We start from the raw sequence: 22248 nt of genomic DNA on the forward strand, positions 1-22248 counted from the left end.
CGGGCAGATCGCGAAGCGATGCCGCGTTCGCCCAGGCACGGTCACGCAGCGAGCCGCCAGGCGAGCGAAGTGGTCCGGGACTGTATTAACACAGCCGCAAGGCGAGCGAAGGGGGCCGGGACTGAATCAACACAGCGACCAGGCGATGCCGTCGAGGATGTCGTGCTCGCTGACGACGACCGCTCCGAACCCGTACTCGCGCATGATCCGGTCCAGGATGAGCGCGCCGGCGCCGATCACGTCGACGCGGCCGGGGTGCATGACGCCGAACTCGGCGCGCTCGGCGCGGGTGGCGTGCAGCAGCCGCCGCGTCACCTCGTGCACCTGGCCGGCGGTGATCCGCGCGAGGTGGATGCGCTCCGGCTGGTAGGTCGGCAGGTCGAGCGCGATGCCGGCGACCGTGGTGACGGACCCGGCGAGCCCCACGAGGGTGCGCGCCTCGTCCACCGGGACGCTCTCGCGGACGGCGGCGAGCGCCGCGTCGATGTCGGCGGCGGCGTTGGAGATCTGCTCGGGCGAGGGCGGGTCGTCCCGCAGGTGCCGCTCGGTCATCCGCACGCAGCCGATGTCGATGGAGCGGGCCGCGTCCGCCGATGAGCTGCCGAGCACGAACTCGGTGGACCCGCCGCCGATGTCGACGACCAGGTAGGGGCGGGCGGGGCGCAGCTTCGCCAGCTCCCGGGTGGCGCCGGTGAACGACAGCCCGGCCTCCTCGTCCCCGCTGATCACCTCGGGGACGACGCCGAAGATGTCGACGACGCCGCTGACGAAGTCGGCCCGGTTGGCGGCGTCGCGGGTCGCGCTGGTCGCCACCACCCGGGTCTTGATCGGCCCGTGCCCGTCCCCGTGCCGCTCGATCAGCTCGGCGTACCCGCGCATCGCGGTGAAGGTGCGCTCCAGCGCGGCGGGCGACAGCCGCCCGGTCCGGTCGACGCCCTCGCCCAGCCGGACGATCTCCATCCGGCGCTCGACGTCGGTCAGGCTTCCGCCGCCCTCGCCGTCGCCGCCCCCCGCCGCGATGTCGGCGATCAGCAGGCGGACCGAGTTGGTCCCGCAGTCGATGGCCGCGACGCGCGTCACCGCGCCTCCCTCGGTTCCGGTTCCGCGTGGTCGGTCTCCGTCGTGCCGCTCTCCGCCGCGCCGTTCTCCGGCGTGCCGCATTCCACCTGGGCGCAGGGCCCCGAGCGCCACCAGTCGGGCAGCGCGTCGAGGGCCTCGCGGCCGAACGGGTTGGCGCCCGGCACCGCCAGCTCGTGCGCGACGAGGGCGTGCAGGCACTTGACGCGCTCCGGCATGCCGCCGGCGCTCTGCATGCCGGGCGGGAGCGGCTCGACGCCGTCCTCGCGGGCGGCCTCGTCGCGGCGGCGCAGGTAGTCCTCGTGCGCGGCGGCGTACTCGGCCGCCAGGGACGGGTCGGCGGCGAGCCGGGCCTGCATGTCGCGCATGGCGCCGCTGCCCTCCAGCGTCCCGATGGCCGAGGCGGCTTTCGGGCACGTCAGGTAGAACAGGGTGGGGAAGGGCGTCCCGTCCGGGAGCCGCGGCGCCGTCTCGATCACGGCGGGCAGCCCGCAGGGGCAGCGGCTCGCCACCCGGCGGACGCCGCGCGGCTCGCGCCCCAGCTGGGCCGCGACCGCGGCCGTGTCACGTGCTTCGATCATCAGTCCCACCCCACGGATCCGGGGGATCCGTTCGTCGTCCGCGCCCAAGGGACGGTCAGCGGGGCCTGTCGGCGGCCTCCACCGACCGCCACAGCGTCTCGTACCAGGGCGGCCTGGTCTCCGTGCCGCCCTTGCGGGAGCGCTGCCCGTCCCCTTCACCGCCGTCCAGGACGATGTAGCACTTCACGTCAGGACGACAGTAATGCAGCCGGCGCGTCGCCTCACGTTCAATGTACGACTTGTCGCCGAGCTGCTGCTTGCGCTGGGCGAGTATCTCCACCTTGCGGCGGGACACCGCCTCCTGGCGCCGCAGGTCGGCGATCTCCTTGCGCTGGGCGATGTACTCCCGGACAGGGTAGGCGAGGCTCAGCGCGATCGCGCACACCACGACCGCGAGGATCGCGGCGCGGCTCGTCAGCGCCGGGTTCGAGCGGCGGCCCCGGCCGCCCCTCGCCCGGTGCCCTCCGGAATCGTGGTCGGTCTGCTCGTCGTCACCGTGCGCCATCGTGTCCCCTGCCTGAGCGTTTCCCCTGCCTGCGGCTCGGCTGCCGGAACCCGGTGCCCGGCGGGACGGGACGCCGCCCCGCCGGGCCGCGCGGCTCAGCCCCGCGCGTCGAAGCGCGGGAACGCCGCGGCGCCGGCGTAGCGCGCGGCGTCGTCCAGCAGCTCCTCGATGCGCAGCAGCTGGTTGTACTTGGCGACCCGGTCGCTGCGGGCGGGGGCGCCGGTCTTGATCTGGCCGCAGTTGGTCGCGACGGCGAGGTCGGCGATCGTGGTGTCCTCGGTCTCGCCGGACCGGTGGCTCATCATGCAGCGGTAGCCGCTGGTCTGCGCGAGCGAGACGGCGTCGAGGGTCTCGCTGAGCGTGCCGATCTGGTTGACCTTGACCAGCAGCGCGTTGGCGGCGCCGGACTTGATGCCGCGGCCGAGCCGCTCGGGGTTGGTGACGAACAGGTCGTCGCCGACGAGCTGGACTCGGTCGCCGACGGCGGCGGTGAGGCCCTCCCAGCCGGCCCAGTCCTCCTCGTCGAGGGGGTCCTCGATGGAGACGAGCGGGTAGCTGCCGAGCAGCTCGCCGTAGTAGGCGGCCATGTCGTCGGCGGAGCGCTTGGTGCCCTCGAACGCGTACTGGCCGTCGGCGTGGAACTCGGTGGCGGCGACGTCCAGCGCGAGCGCGATGTCGCGGCCGGGGGTGAAGCCGGCCTTGCGGATCGCCTCCAGGATGAGGTCGAGGGCGTCCCGGTTGCTCGGCAGGTCGGGGGCGAAGCCGCCCTCGTCGCCGAGGCCGGTGTTCAGGCCCTTGGACTTCAGCACCGACTTCAGCGCGTGGTAGGTCTCGGCGCCCCAGCGCAGCGCCTCGGCGAAGGTGGCCGCGCCGATCGGCGCGATCATGAACTCCTGGATGTCGACGTTGGTGTCGGCGTGCGCGCCGCCGTTCAGGATGTTCATCATCGGGACGGGCAGCAGGTGCGCGTTCGGGCCGCCCACGTACCGGAACAGCGGCAGGCCGGCGGAGTCGGCGGCGGCCTTGGCGACGGCGAGGCTGACGCCGAGGATGGCGTTGGCGCCGAGCGCGGACTTGGCGGGGGTGCCGTCGAGGTCGACCAGGAGCTGGTCGATCAGGCGCTGGTCGGAGGCGGGGTAGCCGACGAGCTTCTCGTCGATCGTCTCGTTGACGGCCTTGACGGCGTTGCGGACGCCCTTGCCGCCGTAGCGCTCACCGCCGTCCCGCAGCTCGACGGCCTCGAACTGGCCCGTGGAGGCGCCGCTCGGGACCGCCGCGTGCGCCTCGGTCCCATCGGCGAGCAGCACCTCGACCTCGACGGTCGGGTTGCCGCGGGAGTCAAGGATCTCCCGGGCGAGTACGGCCTCGATCGACGACACGGGGAACCCCCTGATGGTGCGGATGGTCTGTGCGGTCACCGAGCCTATCCGCGCGCCCCCGCCGCCGCCCAACCGCCTCGCCGTTGCCCCGGCGGTCCACGCATAGGGGACGTCTGCGACCAAACCACTTCCTGCGGCGACCGCGTCGCGGCCGGATCGTGCCAGGAGCGCGACTTGACGCGGAGATCGCCCGCCTTATCTACTATGCAGGTCAAACAGACTTGATTAGTAGGGAATTATGACAATGCATCGTGGACTCCGCGGGCGCGTCGCCGCCGTGGCACTCACCGTCCTGGCCGCGGCGGGCACGCTCACCGCCTGCGGCGACGGCGGCGGCGGGTCCGAGGGGGACGCGCCGCTCAGGCTCGGCTACTTCCCGAACATCACCCACGCGACCGCGCTGGTCGGGATCGAGAAGGGCATCTTCGCCAAGCACCTCGGCGCCGCGCCGAAGACCGCGACGTTCAATGCGGGGCCCGCCGCCGTCGAGGCGCTGTTCTCCGGCGCGATCGACGCGACGTTCGTCGGACCCAACCCGTCCATCAACGCGTGGTCCAAGTCGCACGGCAAGGCCGTCCACATCATCTCGGGCGCGGCATCGGGCGGTGTCTCGCTGGTGGTGAAGCCCGGGATCAAGGGCGCCGGGGACCTGCGGGGCAAGAAGATCGCGACCCCGCAGCTCGGCAACACGCAGGACGTCGCGCTGCGGTACTGGCTGAAGAAGAACGGCCTCACCGCCAACAAGGACGGCAGCGGAGACGTCAAGGTCGTCCCGCAGGAGAACGCCCAGACGCTCCAGACGTTCGCGCAGGGCGACATCGACGGCGCCTGGGTGCCCGAGCCCTTCGCGTCGCGGCTGATCCTGGAGAACAAGGGCGAGAGGCTGCTGGACGAGAAGTCGCTGTGGCCCGGCGGCAAGTTCGTCATCACCAACCTCCTGGTCAGCCAGGAGTACGAGAAGAAGCACCCCGAGCAGGTCGAGAAGCTGCTCCAGGGCGTCGTCGAGGCGACCGACTTCATCAACCGGAACAGGGCCGACGCCGAGAAGGTCACCAACGACGCCCTCGCGAAGCTGAGCGGCAAGCCGCTGAAGCAGGACGTGCTCGCCGCCGCCTTCAAGGAGATCGACTTCACCACAGACCCGGTCGCGTCCTCGCTGGTCGGCGGCGCGCGGCACGCCGAGGAGATCGGCCTGCTGGAGAAGACCGACCTGGCCGGGATCTACAACCTGGCCCCCCTCAACGACGTCCTCAAGGCGGGCGGGAAGGCACAGGTCAGCGACCGATGACCGCGGACACGGCGGTCCGCCTCAGCGAGGTCTCCAAGGCGTTCGGGACGGGCGGGCCCGCGCTCCTCGCGCTCGACAAGGTGTCCCTGGACGTGGCGCCGGGCGAGTTCGTGTGCCTGGTCGGCGCGTCCGGCTGCGGCAAGAGCACGCTGCTCAACCTGGTCGCCGACCTCGACCGGCCGAGCGCCGGGACGATCGACAAGGCCGGCGCCCGGGTCGCGCTGATGTTCCAGGAGCCCGCCCTGTTCCCGTGGCTGACGGTGACGGGCAACCTGGAGCTCGCCCTGAAGACGCGCGGCGTCGCGCGGGGCGAGCGGCGGGACCGGGCCGCCCGGCTGCTCGAGTCGGTGCACCTCGGCGGGTTCGCGGGCAGGCGCCCGCACCAGCTGTCGGGCGGCATGCGGCAGCGGGTCGCGCTCGCCCGCGCCCTGGCCCTCACCGAGGACGGCGCGGGCGAGGGGCAGCGGACCGTCCTGCTGATGGACGAGCCGTTCGGCGCGCTCGACGCGATGACCCGCGACCTGCTGCACGACGAGATCGAGCGGATCTGGCGGGAGCGCGCCCTGACCGTGCTGTTCGTCACCCACAACGTCAGGGAGGCGGTCCGGCTCGGCGACCGGGTGGTGCTGCTCAGCAGCCGCCCGGGCCGGGTCGTGGCGGAGTTCCCCGTCCCGATGGAGCGGCCGCGGCGGATCGACTCCCCCGAGGTCGCCTCCCTGGGCGCCTCCGTCACCGACCGGCTGCGCGAGGAGGTCGTCCGGCATGGCGCATGACGTGGTGAAGGGAGAGGCTCCGGAGGAGACGGCGCGGCTCGACCGCGAGTTGGCCGGGCTCGACGCGCTGGAGCTCGGCGGCGGGACGGCGCGCACCAGGTTCGGCCGGCGGGCGTGGTCGGCGGCGTGGCCGATGGCCGCGGCCGTGCTGATCGCGCTCGCGGCCTGGCAGCTGGTCGTGTGGAGCGGCTGGAAGGAGCCGTGGGTGCTTCCCGGCCCCCGCGACACCCTCCCGGTCTTCTGGGGCCGGCTCACCTCGGCGCGGTTCTGGGACGCGGTCGCGCTGACGATGCGGCGGGCCGCCGTCGGGTTCGCCTTCGCCGTCGCGGTCGGGGTGGGGGTCGGCGCGCTGGTGGCGCGGTTCCGGGTGCTGCGCCGCGCCTTCGGATCGCTGATCACCGGGCTGCAGACGATGCCGTCGATCGCCTGGTTCCCGCTCGCCATCCTGCTGTTCCGGCTCAGCGAGAGCGCGATCCTGTTCGTGGTGATCCTCGGGGCCGCGCCGTCGATCGCCAACGGGCTGATCGCGGGCGTCGACTACACGCCGCCGATCCTGCTGCGCGCGGGGAAGGTGATGGGGCTGCGCGGCATCCCGCTGTACCGGCACCTGATCCTGCCGGCGTCGCTGCCCTCGTTCGTGGCGGGGCTGAAGCAGGGCTGGGCGTTCGCGTGGCGCAGCCTGATGGCGGGCGAACTGCTGGTCGTGATCGGCGACACGACCTCGCTCGGCGTGCTGCTGTCGCAGGCCAGGGAGCTCAACAACACCGCCGACATGATCTCCTACATGCTGGTGATCCTGGTCCTCGGCATCGTGATCGACCAGCTGTTCGGCCTGGTGGACGGGGCGATCAGGCGCCGCTGGGGCGTCGACGAGGCCTCCGCCTGAGAATCTTTTACCCGGCGGCCAGGGTGCAGTTTGCCCTGTTCAGGCAAGAATTCCCGGTACTGACATGAGTGCAGCACCACCGGGAGGTCGTCATACGCGCCCGGCTCAGCCGGCCCTCCACGGGCCCGAGCCACTGGATCTGGCGGGCCGTCCTGCGCCACCCGGAGATCCGGTTCCGGGTGACGGTGGCGGCCTCCCTGATCGCCTTCGTGCTGTCGTCGGTGCTGAGCGCGGTACTGCTGGTCCAGGTCCACCAGGACGCCTACGACGACCTTGTCCGGCAGTTGACGCGCAACAACCGGCGGACGGCGACGGCGCTCCAGAAGGGTCAGCTGACCCTGGACATCTCGCCCACCACCGACACCCTGCAGCAGGTGGTGGACCAGCGGGGCGACATACTCGCGGCCACGCCGCGGATGCAGGGCCGCGCCAGGGTCCCGCTCCCGCCGCCGTCGCCGTTCGAGGAGCGCCGGGTCGCCCCCCTCTGCGGCATCGACGCGCCCGGCGCCCGCTGCTTCGTGGTCGTCGAGCGCCGGGTGGGGATCGGGCCGGACGCGGTGTTCATCTACTCGCTGGCTCCCCGGCCGGGGCCGCTGCCGCGCCCGCTCACGGCGGCGCTGCTCCTGTTCTTCGTCCCGTTCGTCACCGGGCTCGCCGGCTACGGGACGTGGCTGTCGGTGAGCCGGGCGCTGCGTCCGGTCGAGGACATCCGCCGGAAGCTGGACGAGATCACCGCGACGGACCTGGAGCGCCGCGTCCCGGCCCCGGCCCGCCGGGACGAGGTGGGCCGGCTCGCCGACAGCGTGAACGCCACCCTGGACCGCCTGGAGGAGGCCGTCGCGCGGCAGCGCGCGTTCGTCTCGGACGTGTCGCACGAGCTGCGCAGCCCGCTCACCGCGCTGCGCATGGAGCTGGAACTGGCGCTCTCGGCCCCCGAGGACGCCGACGTCCCCGCCACGCTGCGCGCCATCCTGCTCAACACCGAGCGGCTGTCGGCCGTGGTGGACGACCTGCTGGCGCTGGCCCGGCTCGACGCCGACCGCGGCTTCTCCCGCGAGCGGGTGGACCTGACCGAGATCACCGACCAGGAGGTGCTGCGCCGCCCCCGCCGCGTCCAGGTGACGGTGCTGGCGGAGGGGCCGGTGACGGTGCGCGGCGGGCGCAGCGAGCTGGGGCGGCTGCTCACCAACCTGATCGACAACGCCGACCGGCACGCCGTCGACGAGGTGACGGTGATCCTGCGCAACGAGCCGCCCGCCACCGCGGTGGTCGAGGTGATCGACGACGGGACGGGCGTGGCGCCGGAGGACCGCGAGCGCGTCTTCGAGCGGTTCGCGCGGCTGGCCGAGGGCCGGCACCGCGACGCCGGCGGCACCGGCCTCGGCCTCGCGATCTCCCGCGACATCGCCGAGGCGCACGGCGGCTCGCTGATCCTCACCGACCGCATCGACGGCGTCCCCGGCGCCCGGTTCGTCCTGCGCCTCCCCCGCGACGAGTCCGCGGACTGACCCGTCAGGCCAGGTCGGCGGCGGTCACGGAGACCTCGACCTGCTCCGCGGGCGCGACGCCCATGGCGCGCGCCAGCTTGCGGAACGCGCGGGCCTCGTCCGGGCGGCTCCGCCGCTCCAGGGTGCGGGCGAGGGCCTCGTGCGCCCAGCCGTTGCCGGGGTCCAGCTCGATCAGCCGGCGGAACGTCTCCTCGGCGGGGCCGAGCTGGGCGCTGTGGAAGTACGCGCGGGCGAGCAGCTCGACCGCGGCGCGGTTGCCCGGGTCGCCGTCGACGATCGGGGCCAGCATGCGCGCCGCGCCCGCGTAGTCCCGGGCGTCGAAGAACAACGTCGCGCGCTCGAACTCCTCGTAGGTGGTCATGCCCACGCAACCGGAGGCCGCCGGGGTTTGTTCCCGGCCGCCTCCGGGCCGCCTCCAGGCCGCTCAGGTCATGCCGAGATCGGCGCGGAGGCGTTCGCGTTCGGCCTCCAGCAGGTCGATCTGCCCCTGCAGTTCCTCGCGCTGGGCGAGGTACTGCCCGGAGTCCACCATGTCCGTGGGGTCGCCGGACGGCGAGGGAAGGTCGGCGCGCAGCCGCGCCAGCGATTCCTCGAGGTCGCGGAGCCGGGCGCGCCGGTCGTCTTCGGGCTCGCTCTCGTTCATGTGCCTCCTCCTCCCGGCTCTGCATGCCCGCACCGCCGCCGTCCTCACCTCCGCGAGGTGTCAGATGCGCAACACGGTCTTGCCGCGCGCGCCGCCGAGCCGGTTGTCGGCGAGGGCGTCGGCCGCCTGCTCCAGCGGTACCTCCCGCTCGACCCGGACGCGCAGCGCGCCCGCGTCGATCAGGTCGGAGAGCCGGTCCAGCAGCTCGGCGGACGGCTCGCCCTTGAAGTTGACGCCGCGCAGCTCTTTGGCCTCCATGGCGTCGGGGTTCACCGCCCAGGTGGTGGTGATGTAGGTGCCGCCCGGCCGGAGCAGCTGCGCGAGGTGCTCGGCCGCCCGGGTGTCGCTGACCATGTCGAGGACGGCGTCGATCCCGTCGGTGTGGACGCCGAGCACCTGCCGGTTGAGGTCGCCGGCCGAGTGGTCGACGGTCTCGTCCGCGCCGAGGCGCCGCATCGTGCCCGCCATGTCGTCGCGGGCGGTCGCGATGACCTTGGCTCCCGCGCGGGCCGCGAGCTGCACGACGCTCTGCCCGACGCCGCCGGTCGCGCCGACCACGAGGACGGTCTGGCCGGTGTCGATCCGCGCCTGCTCGACCATGGCGAGGGCGGTCGCGCTCGCCGTCGGCACCGCCGCCGCCTGCGTGTAGATCATGCCCTCCGGCATCTTCGCGACGGGCCCGTCCTCGCGGACGATCGCGTACTCGGCGTAGCTGCCGAGCCCCCGCTCCACCGCCGCGAAGCACCCGTACACCTGCTCACCGGCCCGCAGCCGGGTCACCCCCTCGCCGGCCTCCTCCACGACGCCCGCGCCGTCCCGGCCGAGGATCAGCGGAAACGGCACGTCGACGGAGTCCTTGAGCATGCCTTCGGCGATCTTCCAGTCCAGCGGGTTGAGCCCCGCGGCGATCACCCGCACCAGGATCTCGCCCGGTCCCGGCTCCGGGGGCGGCAGGTTCATCGGCGCCGGGGTGGCCCCGTACTCCGACACGGCGATGGCTCGCATGGCGATTCGTCCCCCGAAACGATCAGTGCGGGCGTCCGTCCCCGCTGTCGATCTCCCCGAACCGATCTACCCGGCAGCCGGACGATCACACGTCGACCCAGGTCAGGCGGGGGCCTGCTGGGCGGGGTCGCCGGGCGCCGGGACGACCGGGCCGGTGGGCAGGCCGCCTCCCCGCCGCTGCTTGTCCTGCTTGCGCTTGGCGCCCTTGCTGATGTGCAGCGTGATGGTGTCGCCGGGCTCGGCCGACGTCGGCGACATGCCGGCGACCGTCCCCTTCGGGAACCGGCGGGACTCGACGGGCGCGCCCACCCGCGCCTTGAAGCCCGCGGCGCGGAGCCGGGCCACGGCCTCGCTCGGCTTCATGCCGCGCACGTCGGGCACCTTGGCCCGGTCCTCGCCGGAGCCCCTGCTGAAGAAGTGCGACGGGGGCCGGTGGAACGAGGTCGGGTCGGTGTGCGAGAGCGCCCCGAGCATGCTCTGCTGCCAGATCGGCGCCGGGATCGTCGCCCCGAACACGGCGCCGTAGCACCGGCCGTCCATGCACAGGTTCTCCATCGGGTGCTTGTAGCCGCCGCGCGGGTCGCCGACCCACACCGCCGCCGCGAGGTCCGGGGTGTACCCGGCGAACCAGGCGGCGGAGAAGTTGTCGACGGTCCCGGTCTTGCCGGCGGCGTCGCGGCCGAGGCCCATGCCGCGCGCGGTCCCCTTGGTCAGGACGCCTCGCAGGACGTAGTTGACGGCGTCCGCGACGCCCTCGTCGAGCGCCTGCTCGCAGTGCCGGCCCGGGACCTTCAGCCGGTGGCCGGAGGCGTCGCGGATCTCCCGGATCGCGACCGGCTCGCAGTAGCGGCCGCGGGCGCCGAACGCCGCGTAGGCCGCCGCCAGCCGCAGCGGCGAGACGGGGTTGAAGCCCAGCGTGAACGACGGGTACTGCTCCAGCGCCTTGCCGTTCGCCTGCTTCATCCCGAGCCGCTCGGCCATCCTGACGGTGTCGCAGAGGCCGACCTTCTTCTCCAGGGCGAGGAAGAACGTGTTGACCGAGTGGTGCGTCCCGGTGACGAGGCTGAACTGCTTGCCGCCCTCGCCGTCGGCGGAGTTGCGCAGGGACGCCGACGGGTCGCCGACGCGGTCGCCGTCGCAGTTGCGGTAGCCGACCGGCGTGTACGCGCGCGGCGCCATCAGCCGGGTGCCGAACGGCAGCCCCTCGTCCAGCGCGGCGGCCAGCGTGAACGCCTTGAACGTCGACCCGGCCTGCATGCCGATGCTGGAGCCGTGGCTGGCGTCGGCGGCGAAGTTGATCCACGTCTTGCCGCGGTCCCGGTCGGGGCCGAGCCGGCGGTCCACGGCCATCGCCTTGATCTCGCCGGTGCCCGGCTCGACCATCGCCTCGGCGGCGGCCTTGTGCGCGGAGTTCTTCGGCGGGACGTGCCCGTCGACGGCGCGCTGCGCGGCCTTCTGCGCCCGCCTGTCCAGGGTGGTGCGGATCGTCAGGCCGCCGCGCTTGAGCAGCTTCTCGCGGTCCAGCTGCGTCTTCCCGAACACCGGGTCGGTGAGGATCTCGCGCTGGACGTAGTCGCAGAAGAACGGGGCCTTGCTGGTGACGCAGCCGCTGCGGACGTTGTCGACGTCCAGCTTGAGGGGCTCCCGCTTGGCCTCGTCCGCCTTGGCCTGGTCGATCCAGCCGAGCTCGGCCATCCGGGTCAGGACGGTGTCGCGGCGCTCCCGGGCCGCCCCGGGGTGCCGGATCGGGTCGTAGGCGTAGGGGTAGCGGACGACGCCGGCGAGCAGCGCCGCCTCGGGCAGCGTGAGCTGGGAGGCGTGCTTGGAGAAGTAGTGCCGCGACGCCGCCTCGACGCCGTAGGCGCCGTCGCCGTAGTAGGCGATGTTCAGATAGCGGCGCAGGATCTCGTCCTTGCTGAACTTCTTCTCCAGCGCCACCGCGTACTTCAGCTCGCGGATCTTGCGGGCGGCCGAGACCTCCCGCGCCTCCCGCCGCTCGGCGTCGGAGTCGGCCTGGGTGAGCAGCAGGTTCTTCACGTACTGCTGGGTGATGCCGGAGCCGCCCTGCGTCACCTGGCCGCTGCTGAGGTTGCTGGCGAGCGCCCGCAGCGTGCCCTGCGCGTCGATGGCGCCGTGCTCGTAGAACCGGCTGTCCTCGATCGCCAGCACCGCCTGGCGCACCACCGGGGCGATCTTCTCCAGCGGGACGTCGACCCGGTTCTGGTAGAAGAACGTGGCGATGGTGGTGCCGTCCGCGGCGAGGATCTTCGAGCGCTGCGGGACGCCGGAGGTCGACAGTCCGTCCGGCTCGGCCTCGAACCAGCCGGCGGCGTCGCGGGCGCCGACGCCCGCCGTGCACGCGGTCGGCAGCAGCAGGAGCGCGACGAGCAGGCCGGCCAGCCCGCCGAAGGCGCCGAGGCCGCGCACCGCGCGGGCCTTCTCGGCACGGGTCGTCGACGAGGTGAGCAGGCGTCGCGGGCGAGGGCGCCGCGCCGCCGGGACCCCGCTCCCGGTATCCCCTGCGTCGCTTCCGGGCTCGGTCGGCACGCGCTCAGAGTAGACGCGGCATCTCGCGCGGGCCACCCCATCGGCGAGGTTTCGCCCATTATCCCCCGATTCAGGGGTCGCGTCGCTCCCGCCGCTCCCACGCTCGGACACGCTCGCGGAATACCCGCGAAACGGCGCGCAACTCGGCCTCCGCGTCCACACCCCGCTCACCGGCCTCCCGGACCAGCGCGAACAGCCGTCCGCCGAACTCGGCCCCGGCCTCGTCCGCCAGGCCGTCGGCGAGGGCGGCCGGCGCGCCGATGCGCCCGGCGCGGCGCTGCAGCTGCGCCGCCAGCGACAGCGCGGGCTGGCCCATCGGCACCCCGTCGAGCGCCGAGGCGTCCGCGCCGCTCTTCTCCGCACGCTCGGCCGCCTTGATCTGCTCCCAGTTGGCGTTGACCTCGTCGGCGCCGGAGACGGTGACGTCCCCGAACACGTGCGGGTGCCGCCGGACGAGCTTGTCGACGATCGCGCCCGCCACGTCGTCGATCGTGAACGCGGTCCCGTCGTCGCGCTCGGCGGCCACCACCGAGTGGAACGCCACCTGCATCAGCACGTCGCCCAGCTCCTCGCGGAGCGCGCCGTAGTCGCCCTCCTCGACGGTGTCGAGGACCTCGTAGGCCTCCTCCAGCAGGTACGGGACGAGGGTGGCGTGCGTCTGCTTGCGGTCCCACGGGCATTCGCGGCGCAGCGTGTCCATCACCGAGACCAGGTCGAGCAGCCGCGCGCCGGGCAGGTCGTAGGAGCCGTGCAGCACCTCGACGTCCAGCGGGTCGTCGACGACGAGCGCCCCGATCTCGCGCATCAGCGCCTCGTCGCCCTCGGGCGCGGCCACCCACAGCACGTCCGCGGCGCGGGCGTCGGCGACCAGCAGGGCCGGGTCGGGGGCGTCCACGAGGTCCGGGACGACGCCCGCGTCCAGGAGCGCGGGCAGCAGCGGATGCCCGCCCCGGAGCCGGACGGCGTCCGCCGACCGGAGCGCGTCCCAGGCCCGCCACGACAGCAGGCCCGGCGCAACGCGGTGGGTGGTCGCGAGCAGGGTGAGGCTCATGCGCCTCAGATACCCGAATCGGGGCTGGACAGCCGGTACACGATCGGGGCGACCTCGAACCTGGCGGGGTCGTAGTGCCCGTAGCGCGGGTTCACCTCGATGTGCATCCCGGCGGCGGTGCGCTGGAACAGCTCGTTCCACTGCCGGCCGGCCTGCTGCGTCGCCGGGCTCAGCCGGTTGTTCAGGTCGGCGCCGAACCGCTGCATGACCGCGAGCTGCGTGGCCACGAGCCGGGCCAGGTCGCGGGCGTGCGCGCGGGGCAGCCCGCTCGCCAGCGTGATCGACTGGGCCCCGCCCTGGTGGTCCAGGGCCTGGAGGGCGCCGTCGACCTGCCCTCCGGTGACCTCCACCCCCGCCCGCCGCGCCACCCGGTCGGCGACCCGGAAGTTGATCAGCAGGGTGAGTGCGCCCTGCAGGTCGGACTCGGAGTCGCCGGCGAGCTGCGGCGCCGGGCCCGCCGGGTTCGCGCGCAGCTCGTTGGCCGCCGGGTCCGCGCGGAACTGCGCGCGCCAGTCGCGGACGGTCTGGCTGAGCGTGCTGACGGTGATGCGGTCGTCGCCGACGAGTGCGGCGGTGCCGACCTTCGGGGAGCCGCCGCAGCCGGCCAGCGCGCCGGCCGCCAGCACGGCCGCCACCGCTGCCTTCACGGACTTACCAGGCACGGATTCCTCGTCTCGTCGCTCGGTCGAATATCGCTCTGTCGGGGCGGCGCCAGCCTAGCGCCGCGCCGGGGACTCCAGGAACAGCGCGTCCACCAGGTCGGTCGCCCATTCCAGCAGCTCCTGGTCGCGCAGCGGGCGGCCGCCGAGCGGCGCGGTCTTAGGCGCGGGCACCAGCAGGGTGTCGGTCGCCGGCTTCAGGATGCTCTTCGGGTACAGCCGCTGGAGCCGCACCTGCTTGGAGTCGGGCAGGTGCACGGGCATGAACTTGACGAAGTTGCCCTGCAGGGTGACGTCGGTCAGCCCCGCCTTGCGGGCCTTGGCCCGGAAGCGGGCGACCTCCAGCAGGTTCAGCACCGGGACGGGCAGCGGCCCGAACCGGTCCTTCAGCTCCTCGTGCACGGCGCCGATCTCGTCCTCGGACGTGATCGCGGCGATCCGCCGGTAGGCGTCCAGCCGGAGCCGCTCGCCCGGCACGTACTCGTGCGGCAGGTGCGCGTCGACGGGCAGCTCGACCTTCGTCTCGACGGCCTCGGGCTCGCCGCCGCCCTCCTTCAGCTCCCGCACCGCCTCGCCGACCATCCGGACGTACAGGTCGAACCCGACGCCCGCGACGTGCCCGGACTGCTCGGCGCCGAGGATGTTGCCCGCGCCGCGGATCTCCAGGTCCTTCATCGCGACGTACATGCCGGCGCCGACCTCGGTGTGCTGCGCCAGCGTCGCGAGCCGCTCGTGCGCGGTCTCGGTGAGCGGCTGCTCCGGCTGGTAGAGGAAGTAGGAGTAGGCCCGCTCCCGGCCGCGCCCGACGCGCCCGCGCAGCTGGTGGAGCTGCGACAGCCCGTACATGTCGGCGCGGTCGACGATGAGGGTGTTGGCGTTCGGCACGTCCAGCCCGGACTCCACGATCGTGGTCGCGACGAGGACGTCGTGGTTCTTCTCCCAGAAGTCGACCATGACCTTCTCGAGCTCGTTCTCGTTCATCTGGCCGTGCGCGACCGCGATCCGCGCCTCCGGGACGAGCCGCGCCAGGTTCGCCGCCACCTTGTTGATGGACCGGACCCGGTTGTGCACGAAGAACACCTGGCCCTCGCGCAGCAGCTCGCGCCTGATCGCCGCGGCGATCTGCTTCTCCTCGTACGGGCCGACGAACGTCAGGACGGGGTGCCGCTCCTCCGGCGGGGTGAGGATCGTCGACATCTCCCGGATGCCGGTGAGGCCCATCTCCAGCGTCCGCGGGATCGGCGTCGCGGACATGGCGAGCACGTCCACCTGCGTTCGGAGCCGCTTCAGCTCCTCCTTGTGCTCGACGCCGAACCGCTGCTCCTCGTCGATGATCACAAGGCCGAGGTTCTTGAACCGGGTTTGCGCGGACAGGATCCGGTGCGTGCCGACCACGACGTCCACCGAGCCCTCCGACAGCCCGCGCAGCGTCTCCTCGATCTCCTTGTCGGACTGGAACCGGCTGATCGGCCGCACCGTGACGGGGAACGCCGCGAACCGCTCGCTGAACGTCGACATGTGCTGCTGCACCAGCAGCGTCGTCGGCACCAGCACCGCGACCTGCCGCCCGTCCTGGACGGCCTTGAACGCCGCCCGCACGGCGATCTCGGTCTTGCCGTAGCCGACGTCGCCGCAGATGAGCCGGTCCATCGGGACGGACCGCTCCATGTCGCCCTTCACCTCGTCAATGGCGGCGAGCTGGTCGGGCGTCTCGTTGTAGGGGAACGCGTCCTCCAGCTCCCGCTGCCACGGGGTGTCGGGCGCGAACGCGTGGCCGGGGCTCGCCATCCGCGCCGAGTACAGCCGGATCAGCTCCCCGGCGATCTGCTTGACCGCCTTGCGGGCGCGGGACTTGGCCTTCTGCCAGTCGGCGCCGCCGAGCCGGTGCAGGCTGGGCGCCTCGCCGCCGACGTACCGGGTGAGCTCCTCCAGCTGGTCGGTCGGGACGAACAGCCGGTCGCTCTTGGCGTACTCCAGAATCAGGTACTCGCGGGTGGCGCCCTGCACCGTCCGGCTGACCATCTCCACGTAGCGCCCGACGCCGTGCTGCTCGTGCACGACGTAGTCGCCCGGCTTGAGCTGGAGCGGGTCGATGCCGCCGCGCCGCCGCGACGGCATGCGCCGCATGTCGCGAGTGGACGACTTCTGCCCCGACAGGTCGGTCTCGGTCAGCACCGCGAGCTTGACCGACTCCCAGATGAACCCGCTCTCCAGCAGCCCGGTCGTGACGGTGACCACCGACGGCTCGGGCGGCTCGGCGAGGTCGGCGAGCCGGGCGCCGACGCCCTCCTCCCGGGCGAGCTGGACGAGGCGCTCGGCCGGCCCGTGACCGGCGGTGACCAGCGCCACGCGCCAGCCGCCGTCCGTCCAGCCCTTGAGGTCGCCGACGACGCGGGAGGTGTCGCCGCGGTACGCCTCCGCCGCCTGCACGCCGAGGCTCAACCACTCCGCGGCGCCCGGCGTCTCGCCGTCCGGGAGCTCACCGGCCGCGCCGCCCGCCGCGAGCGGGTTCAGCGCCGTCACGCTCCACCGCGGCAGCCCCAGCTCCGCGCTGTGCGCGCGGACCTCCTCCAGCGAGCGGAACGCCGCGGCGCCGAGGTCGATCGGCGCCTCTCCCCCGGCGGCGGCGTTGACCCAGCTCGCCTCCAGGAACTCCTGGCTCGTGCGGACCATCTCGACCGACCGGGTGCGGATGCGCTCCGGCTCGCAGACCAGCAGCGCCGACCCGTCCGGCAGCAGGTCGGTCAGCAGTTCCATGCTCTCGGCGAGGACGGGCGAGAACGCCTCCATGCCCTCGACGGTGTCGCCGTCGGCGATCCGGCCGAGGATCTCCTCCAGGGCGGGGTGCTCCTCGGCGAGCAGCTTCGCGCGCTCGCGCACCTTCTCCGTCAGCGGCAGCTCGCGGCACGGCGGCGCCCACAGCCCGGCCTGCGCCACCTCCAGGGAGCGCTGGTCGGCGGCCTTGAAGTAGCGGATCTCCTCGACGGTGTCGCCCCAGAACTCCACCCGCAGCGGGTGCTCCTCGGTCGGGGGGAACACGTCGAGGATCCCGCCGCGCACCGCGATCTCGCCGCGCTTCTCCACCAGGTCGACGCGGTGGTACCCGGCGTCCACCAGGCTCCGGACCGTGTCGTCCATGTCGGCGTCCTCGCCGGAGGCGAGCCGCACCGGCTCCAGGTCGGCGAGCCCGGACACGATCGGCTGGAGCACCGCGCGGACCGGCGTCACCACCACGTCCAGCACGCCGCCCTTGGCCGAGCCGTCCTCGCCGGGCGGGCCGCCCGCGCCCGGGTGGACGAGGCGGCGCAGCACCGCGAGCCGCTGCCCCACCGTGTCCGAGCGCGGCGACAGCTTCTCGTGCGGCAGCGTCTCCCACGCCGGGAAGTGCGCGACGCGGTCGGGGGCGAGCAGGCTCGACAGCGCGGCGGTCAGGTCCTCCGCCTCGCGGCCGGTCGCGGTCACCGCGAGCACGACGCCGCCGCCGTCCTCGCGGAGGCGGCGGCTCAGGGCCGCGGCCAGGATCGGCCACAGCGCCGGGGGCGCCACGATCTCGGTGTCCGAACGCGCCCGCGAGAGCGCGTGCCGCAGACCGGGGTCGGTGCACGCAAGGTCAACAAGTCCAGAAAGCGTCATTATTCGCCCGATTTTTCGCCGCTACTTCGCCGCTCACCCCGAGGCAGGGCAGCCCGAAAACCCGGAATCCCAGCGGACCCCGGTATCGCGTACCAGGGTACGCGCCCCGGACCGCACCCGTTCGACCGCCGCCGGAGCGCCCCCTGGAGGCCCCGGCGCGCGGTCAGGGCGACACGGGCGCCGCCAAGAAAAGGCAAATAGGGGACGGAGCGCATCCGGGCGATTACGCTGCGAGACTGTGACCGATCTGCGTACGCCGCCGGTCAACGACGGCGATCTCTTCTCAGAACGCGCCCGCCAGTACGCCCTAGAGAAGCCCCTGCAGCGGATCCACATCCTCGAAGCGGGCTGCGGCTGGGGGACGGGCCTGGACCTCGGCGGCCGCGAATGCGACGTCACCGGGGTCGACATGGAGTCCCCGGAGCTGCGCGCCTACACCTGCGAGCGGCCCGACCTCGACACCTGGCACCTCGGCGACCTGCGCACCGTCCCGCTGCCGCCGCGCGCCTTCGACATCGTCCACGCCACGTACCTGATCGAGCGCGTCCCGCACGCCGAACTGGTCCTCGACCGGTTCGTCGCCGCGCTGAAGCCCGGCGGGCTGCTGCTGGTGCACATGCGCGACCGCGACACCGCGTTCGGGTTCCTGGACCGCACGCTCCCACGGTGGCTGCGCGCGTCCGGCCGGAGGCGCCGCCCCCGCCCCGGGCGCCCCCCGGTCGCGGACCGCCGGGGCCGTGCCCGCGGCGCCCACGCCCGCGTCCCGTACCCGGTGGGCGCCGACGGGGCCGGGCCGGCCGGCGCCGAGCAGGCCCCGGCGGGAGAGCCCCCGCCCGTGCCCGCGGCGCGGGAGCCCGAGGGGGCCGGGCCGGCGCCGGCCGCCGCCGCGCCCCGCCCGGTGCCGGTCATCCGGACGAGCCCGCCGCCCGCCGTCTACGACCGGGTCGCGTCCCTGGCGGGCATGCGCTGGTACTGCGTCATGCGGGGGCTGGTCATCGCCGAGGAGTACACCTCCCGGCAGTCCCTCGACGCCCTGCCGCGCTTCGGGGCCGGAACCGGCCTCGCCGACCTGCTGTGCCGGCTGGTGTCGGCGGCCGGCCGGGGCCGCCTCACCGCCGACCACAGCGAGGTCACCTTCGTCATCCGCAAACCCGAGAACCGCTTCGCGCGGGTCATCTGAGCGGAGGGGACGATGCGTCCGAGCCGGGGCGGACGTGCGCGCGGTCCGGACGGGGCAGTATTTTTCCTGCGTATACCCCTGCTCGACACGGACGAGCCCGGCCCCGCGGCCGGGCGGGATCGGAGATCGCGGTGACCGTCGAAGCCGGCCTTCCCGACACGCTGCGCGACCTGCCCGCCTGGACGCCGGACCCGGTCGAGCTCGCCGACCTCGAACTGATCCTGGCGGGCGTCTACCGCCCGCTGACGGGCTTCCTCGGCTCGTTCGACACCGCCATGGTGATCGCCGGGGGGCGGCTCGCGGACGGCACCCCGTGGCCGGTCCCGGTCACGCTCACGGTCCCCAAGGACCTGACCGGCCATGAGCGGATCGTCCTGCAGGACCCCGAGGGCGTGCCGCTCGCGGTGCTGAAGGTCGGCGAGGCGTGGCAGGACCCGACCACCCAGGCGTGGCGGCTCGCCGGACCGCTGGAAGCACTCCGCGCCCCCGCGCACGGACCGTTCCACCGCCTGCGCCGCCGCCCCGACGAGCTGGACGCGTTCGAGGGCGGCGTGCTGGCGGTGGCCACCCGCGAGCCCCTGCACCGCAAGCAGCTCGGCCAGCTCCGCCAGGTCGCCGAGCGGCTCGCCGCGAAGGTGCTCGTCCTGCCGCTGCTGGGCGGCGAGCACGACGAGTCCCTCGTCCGGGCGCTGCTGGGCGTCCGCAAGGAGCTGCCGGAGGGCACCCAGATCATCCCCGTGCCGCTGCCCGCGCGCGGCGACCGGGAGCGCGACGTCCTGCTCCACGCGCACGTCGCGGCCGCCTACGGCGCCACCCACCTGCTCGCGGAGCGGGAGATGGAGGACACCGCCATCCCGCTCGTCGTGCCGGAGCCGTGGGCCTACGACGCCGACGTGGAGGTCTGGCGGCCCGTCGCGCGCATCGAGCCCGACCACGTGCAGGCCGAGCTGACCCCCGAGCGGCTGAACGAGCTGCTGGACGCGGGCGAGCCCGTCCCCGACTGGTTCACCCCGCCCGCCGTCGCAGCCGAGCTGGCGCTGGCGCGCCCGCCGAAGCGCTCGCGCGGCATCACGGTGTTCTTCACCGGCCTGTCCGGCTCCGGGAAGTCCACGGTCGCGCGCGCCCTGGCCGACGCGCTGGTGGAGCGCGGCGGCCGGACGGTCACGCTCCTGGACGGCGACGTCGTCCGGCGGATGCTGTCGGCGGGCCTCACGTTCTCGCGCGCCGACCGCGACCTCAACATCCGCCGCATCGGCTTCGTCGCCGCCGAGATCACCCGGCACGGCGGCACCGCCATCTGCGCGCCGATCGCCCCCTACGCGGCCACGCGCGCCGAGGTGCGCCGGATGGTGTCCGCCGTGGGCGACTTCATCCTCGTGCACGTGGCGACGCCGCTGGAGGAGTGCGAGCGCCGCGACCGCAAGGGCCTGTACGCCAAGGCCCGCGCCGGCCAGATCCCCGAGTTCACCGGGATCTCCGACCCCTACGAGGAGCCGGACGACGCCGACCTGACGCTCGACACCTCCCGGCTGACGCCGGACGAGGCGGTCGCCCAGGTCCTCGACCTGCTGGTCGACGGCGGCTGGGTGCGACCGGAGTAGCCTCCCCCGCCCCATTCGTCCCTTCCCACCCTGACTTACCTGATCTGGGGGGCGTCGCCTATCGTGTTAACCATATTTCCTACATGACAGGTAGGCCATGCCGATGGACTTCGATTGGACGATGGCGCTCGGCTCGTTCCTCGTCGCCATCATCGTGGGACTGACCGGTATGGGCGGTGGCGCCCTGATGACGCCCATGCTCGTGACCTTCTTCGGGGTGAGCCCGCTCGCCGCCATCTCCAGCGACCTGGTCGCCGCGGCCGTGATGAAGCCGGTGGGCAGCGCCGTCCACTACCGGCAGGGCACCATCGACATGCGGCTGGTCGGCTGGCTGTGCGCGGGCTCGGTGCCCGCCGCCTTCTCCGGCGTCCTGCTGGCCCGCGCACTCGGCCACGGGCACTCCGTCGAGAACGTCATCGGCAAGGCGATGGGCGTCGCCCTGATGATCGCCGCCGCCGGGCTCGTGCTGCGCGGCTACCTCGCCTACCGGGGGCGCTCCGGACAGGCCGAGGGCGACGGCGACCGGACCCCCGAGATCGCGGTCCGCCCCGTCCCGACCGTGCTGATCGGCGCCGTCGGCGGACTCGTCGTCGGCGTCACCTCGGTCGGCTCCGGCTCCCTCATCATCGTCGCGCTGCTCGCCCTCTACCCGACGCTCAAGGCCAACCAGCTCGTCGGCACGGACCTGCTCCAGGCCGTCCCGCTGGTCTTCGCGGCCGCCATCGGCCATCTGCTGTTCGGCGACTTCCGGATGGAGGTCACCGCCGCCCTGCTGGCCGGCTCCATCCCCGGCGTCTACCTCGGCTCCCGGATCTCCTCCCGCGCCCCGAGCGCCCTGATCCGGCGCGTGCTGACCCTCGTGCTGGTCGCCTCCTCCCTGAAGATGCTCGGCATCGGCCCCGCCCCCCTCGCCTGGACCATGACCGTCCTCACCTCCGCCACGGTCGCCGCCTGGCTCGTCCTCCGCCGCCGCGCCGCCCTGAACCGGGATACGCTGCCCTCTCCGGCCGTTTCCCCCGGCATCGCCGGCGCTTCAGGAGAGCAGAACGAGACGTGGACCAACGATGGCCGCACGACACCGTGGACGTCCTCGGCGTACGGGTCAGCCGCGCGGACGTCGTGCAGTTCCGGTCCTTCGTGGCGGCGGCCGTCAAGGAGCGGTCCAAACTGACGGTCACCTTCGCCAACCCCGACTACGTCCTCAAGGCGCAGAAGGATCCGGCGCTGCGCGACCTGATGAACGGCTTCGACCTCGACCTCCCGGACGGCTGGGGCGTCGTGCTGGCCGCGAAGGTCTTCGGCCGCCCCGTCCCCGGCCGGATGGCCAACGACGACCTCACCGACGACCTGTTCGGCCAGCCGGCCGAGGAGGGCTGGCGCGTCTTCCTGTTCGGCAACGCCCCCGGCGTCGCCGAGGCCGCCGCCGCGAACCTCCGCGCGTGGTACCCGGGCCTGGAGATCGCGGGCACCCTGCACGGCCACTGGGCGGACGGGCGGGGCCGAATCCCCGCCGAGACCGCCGAGCGCCTCGTCGCCGAGATCAACGAGGCGGCCCCGGACATCCTGCACGTCGGCCTCGGAACGCCGCTCCAGCAGCGGTTCGTCACCGAGTACCGCGACCGGCTCACCGCGCCGGTCATCATCACCTGCGGCGCCTACTTCGAACACCTCGCCGAACGGCGCGACTACTACCCGGCCTGGGTCCTGAAGCTCCGCGTCGGCTTCCTCTACCGCCTGGCGCGCGAGCCACGCCGCCTCTGGCGCCGCTACACCGTCGAACTGGGCGCCTACCTCGCACGCGTGCTCTACCATCGCCTGCGCCACGGCAAGGCGCCCTCCGGTCGAGCCGCATCGCTCTCATAACGCACTCCACCGGAAGCCCTTCTCCCAATACAGCGATGTGGTAGGACAAGATGCCATCAGACTCCCCGG

19 protein-coding genes are annotated in these 22248 nt (G+C 73.3%); 8 read left to right on the top strand and 11 right to left on the bottom strand.

What is annotated here, in order from left to right; all coding sequences use genetic code 11:
- Positions 1–126 precede the first annotated feature (126 nt).
- From K4S16_RS22290 to eno, 4 genes are all read right to left on the bottom strand, one after another.
- Positions 127–1080 carry a Ppx/GppA phosphatase family protein gene (locus tag K4S16_RS22290; RefSeq protein WP_149260948.1) on the bottom strand — a complete coding sequence of 318 codons (954 nt, stop codon included), beginning with the start codon at positions 1078–1080 and terminating at the stop codon, positions 127–129.
- Positions 1077–1658, bottom strand: a complete 582-nt coding sequence (locus K4S16_RS22295) for a DUF501 domain-containing protein (protein WP_149260949.1) — start codon at positions 1656–1658, stop codon at positions 1077–1079. The genes K4S16_RS22290 and K4S16_RS22295 overlap by 4 nt, the downstream gene beginning before the upstream one ends.
- A 55-nt stretch (positions 1659–1713) precedes the next feature.
- The gene (locus tag K4S16_RS22300) at positions 1714–2163 is read right to left on the bottom strand and encodes a septum formation initiator family protein (RefSeq protein WP_149260950.1); all 450 of its coding nucleotides are present in this window, start codon (positions 2161–2163) and stop codon (positions 1714–1716) included.
- Between the two features lie 95 nt (positions 2164–2258).
- Positions 2259–3542 carry a phosphopyruvate hydratase gene (gene eno, locus K4S16_RS22305; RefSeq protein WP_149261235.1) on the bottom strand — a complete coding sequence of 428 codons (1284 nt, stop codon included), beginning with the start codon at positions 3540–3542 and terminating at the stop codon, positions 2259–2261.
- A 244-nt stretch (positions 3543–3786) separates the two neighbouring features.
- Here eno and K4S16_RS22310 point away from each other — a divergent pair, with 244 nt between their 5' ends.
- The 4 genes from K4S16_RS22310 to K4S16_RS22325 all read left to right on the top strand — a co-directional run bounded on the left by K4S16_RS22310 (position 3787) and on the right by K4S16_RS22325 (position 7997).
- The gene (locus tag K4S16_RS22310) at positions 3787–4830 is read left to right on the top strand and encodes an ABC transporter substrate-binding protein (protein ID WP_149260951.1); all 1044 of its coding nucleotides are present in this window, start codon (positions 3787–3789) and stop codon (positions 4828–4830) included.
- Positions 4827–5603 carry an ABC transporter ATP-binding protein gene (locus tag K4S16_RS22315; protein ID WP_149260952.1) on the top strand — a complete coding sequence of 259 codons (777 nt, stop codon included), beginning with the start codon at positions 4827–4829 and terminating at the stop codon, positions 5601–5603. Before K4S16_RS22310 ends, K4S16_RS22315 begins: the two co-directional genes overlap by 4 nt.
- On the top strand, positions 5593–6489 hold the full coding sequence (locus tag K4S16_RS22320) for an ABC transporter permease (RefSeq protein ID WP_149260953.1): 897 nt from the start codon (positions 5593–5595) through the stop codon (positions 6487–6489). Before K4S16_RS22315 ends, K4S16_RS22320 begins: the two co-directional genes overlap by 11 nt.
- Before the next feature lie 68 nt (positions 6490–6557).
- Entirely contained in the window at positions 6558–7997 is a 1440-nt protein-coding gene (locus K4S16_RS22325) for a cell wall metabolism sensor histidine kinase WalK (RefSeq protein WP_235036986.1), read from the top strand.
- Positions 7998–8001: 4 nt separating this feature from the next.
- On the opposite strand, the gene K4S16_RS22330 is transcribed toward K4S16_RS22325, so the two are convergent.
- The 7 genes from K4S16_RS22330 to mfd form a co-directional block, all read right to left on the bottom strand.
- Positions 8002–8358 carry a M48 family metallopeptidase gene (locus K4S16_RS22330; RefSeq protein ID WP_149260954.1) on the bottom strand — a complete coding sequence of 119 codons (357 nt, stop codon included), beginning with the start codon at positions 8356–8358 and terminating at the stop codon, positions 8002–8004.
- A 63-nt stretch (positions 8359–8421) separates the two neighbouring features.
- Positions 8422–8640, bottom strand: a complete 219-nt coding sequence (locus K4S16_RS22335) for a hypothetical protein (RefSeq protein WP_149260955.1) — start codon at positions 8638–8640, stop codon at positions 8422–8424.
- 60 nt (positions 8641–8700) lie between these two features.
- The gene (locus K4S16_RS22340; RefSeq protein ID WP_200842034.1) at positions 8701–9645 is read right to left on the bottom strand and encodes an NADP-dependent oxidoreductase; all 945 of its coding nucleotides are present in this window, start codon (positions 9643–9645) and stop codon (positions 8701–8703) included.
- 102 nt (positions 9646–9747) lie between these two features.
- Entirely contained in the window at positions 9748–12192 is a 2445-nt protein-coding gene (locus tag K4S16_RS22345) for a transglycosylase domain-containing protein (RefSeq protein WP_160160989.1), read from the bottom strand.
- A 70-nt stretch (positions 12193–12262) separates the two neighbouring features.
- On the bottom strand, positions 12263–13243 hold the full coding sequence (locus K4S16_RS22350; protein WP_149260956.1) for a YabN family protein: 981 nt from the start codon (positions 13241–13243) through the stop codon (positions 12263–12265).
- A 5-nt stretch (positions 13244–13248) separates the two neighbouring features.
- Positions 13249–13905 (bottom strand): hypothetical protein, encoded by a 657-nt coding sequence (locus K4S16_RS22355; RefSeq protein ID WP_149260957.1) that lies wholly within the window; start codon positions 13903–13905, stop codon positions 13249–13251.
- 54 nt (positions 13906–13959) lie between these two features.
- A complete protein-coding gene (gene mfd / locus K4S16_RS22360; RefSeq protein ID WP_149260958.1) occupies positions 13960–17535 on the bottom strand; it encodes a transcription-repair coupling factor in 3576 nt (1191 codons plus the stop codon).
- A gap of 238 nt (positions 17536–17773) precedes the next feature.
- Here mfd and K4S16_RS45830 point away from each other — a divergent pair, with 238 nt between their 5' ends.
- The 4 genes from K4S16_RS45830 (at position 17774) to K4S16_RS22385 (ending at position 22179) form a co-directional block, all read left to right on the top strand.
- Entirely contained in the window at positions 17774–18715 is a 942-nt protein-coding gene (locus tag K4S16_RS45830; protein WP_235036987.1) for a bifunctional 2-polyprenyl-6-hydroxyphenol methylase/3-demethylubiquinol 3-O-methyltransferase UbiG, read from the top strand.
- A gap of 131 nt (positions 18716–18846) precedes the next feature.
- Positions 18847–20316: an adenylyl-sulfate kinase gene (gene cysC / locus K4S16_RS22375; protein ID WP_149260959.1), complete on the top strand. Its 1470-nt coding sequence runs from the start codon at positions 18847–18849 to the stop codon at positions 20314–20316.
- Positions 20317–20419: 103 nt separating this feature from the next.
- Entirely contained in the window at positions 20420–21487 is a 1068-nt protein-coding gene (locus tag K4S16_RS22380; RefSeq protein ID WP_200842035.1) for a sulfite exporter TauE/SafE family protein, read from the top strand.
- A complete protein-coding gene (locus K4S16_RS22385) occupies positions 21370–22179 on the top strand; it encodes a WecB/TagA/CpsF family glycosyltransferase (protein ID WP_149260960.1) in 810 nt (269 codons plus the stop codon). Before K4S16_RS22380 ends, K4S16_RS22385 begins: the two co-directional genes overlap by 118 nt.
- Positions 22180–22248 lie beyond the last annotated feature (69 nt).

Source organism: Actinomadura sp. K4S16 (assembly GCF_008327685.1).
GTDB lineage: Bacteria > Actinomycetota > Actinomycetes > Streptosporangiales > Streptosporangiaceae > Spirillospora.